At 67.3% G+C, this 1,478-nt stretch carries 2 protein-coding genes; both read left to right on the forward strand.

All coding sequences use genetic code 11. From position 1 onward, the window contains the following. The coding region (locus I5M_RS19385; protein WP_031337085.1) for an MFS transporter at positions 1 to 411 on the forward strand (411 nt) is incomplete at its 5' end. An 82-nt stretch (positions 412 to 493) separates the two neighbouring features. Beyond that, on the forward strand, positions 494 to 1,478 hold a 985-nt coding region (locus I5M_RS19390), incomplete at its 3' end, for an MFS transporter (RefSeq protein ID WP_022722913.1).

The raw sequence follows: 1,478 nt of genomic DNA on the forward strand, positions 1-1,478 counted from the left end.
ATCAAGTTCGGCGCACCGCGGGTGGTGGCGGCGGGACTGATCCTGGAAGCGCTTGGCGCTTCGATCGGCCTCCTCGGTATCACGGCGCCGCATTTCTGGGCGACGCTGTTCGTGCTCGGTGTCGGCTGGAACCTGGCGTTCGTCGGCGCGTCCGCGCTGGTGCTGGAAACGCATCAGCCGAACGAAAAGAACAAGGTGCAGGCCTTCAACGATTTCGTCGTGTTCGGCTTCATGGCGATCGGCTCGTTCTCGTCGGGGCAACTTTTGGCGAACTACGGCTGGTCGATGGTCAACATGGCGGTGTTTCCGCCGGTGCTGCTCGGCTTGATCGTGCTGGCGATCACCGGCTGGGCCAAGTCGAAGAAGCGTCTCGCCGAGGAAGCGGTCGAATTGGCCGACCACGGGGCCTGAGCGCGAAGTAATAACTAAGCCCCGCCGCACGAACGGCGGACGCAGAGGAGACGACGATGCCGCCGCGCGCTGGTCGCTGCCGATGGTGAGCGTGCCGCAAGATGACGAGGCATCGTTCGCCTATCCGGGCTGGCGCATCGTCGCGGTCTGCTTCGCGGTGGCGACGTTCGGCTGGGGGCTCGGCTTTTACGGACAGAGCGTGTACTTGGCCGAGCTGCAGCGGCAGCACGGCTGGCCGTCGTCGCTGATCGCGACGGCCACCACGATTTTCTATCTCGGTGGCGCGCTGCTGGTCGCTTTCGTCGGCGACGTCATCCGCCGTATCGGCGCGCGGCTGTGCCTGCTGGGCGGCATTGCCGCTATGGCGACTGGCACGGTGCTGCTCGGGCGGATCACCGCGCCGTGGCAGCTTTACGCCATCGACGCGCTGTTCGCGGTCGGCTGGGCCGGCACCAGCCTCGGCGCCATCACCAACACGCTCGGCCTGTGGTTCGACCGCCGTCGCGGCATGGCGATCAGTCTGGCGCTCAACGGTGCCAGCTTCGGCGGCATCGCCGGCGTGCCGCTGCTGGTCGCCGCAATCGGACATTTCGGCTTTGCCGGGGCGACGTCGATTGCCGCCGCGGCGGGCGTGCTGCTGCTGATGCCGCTCGTGGCGGTGTTCGTCGGAACACCGCCCGACCACGCGGGGCCGCACCACGCCTCATCTAAGGCGCAGCCGATGACGTCGGGCGCGATCCGCCGCTTCGCTTTGCTCGATCCGGCATTCCTCGTCGTCACCATCGCGTTCGCGCTGGTGCTGTTTGCGCAGGTCGGCGTCATCGTGCATCTGATCGCTTATCTCGATCCGCTGATCGGGCGCGAACGCGCCGCGGCCGCGATGTCGCTGCTCACCGCCATGGCGGTGGTCGGACGGGTGGTGATCTCGACGGTGATCGACCGGCTCAATCAGCGCCTGGTCTCGGCGCTGTCCTTCGCAAGCCAGGCCGCGGCGCTGGCACTGCTGATCGTGGCCCGAGATCCGGTGCTGCTGCTGGTCGCCTGTGCGGTGTTCGGCTTTTCGGTCG

This window comes from Rhodopseudomonas sp. B29 (genome assembly GCF_000333455.1).
In the GTDB taxonomy this organism is placed as follows: Bacteria; Pseudomonadota; Alphaproteobacteria; order Rhizobiales; family Xanthobacteraceae; genus Rhodopseudomonas.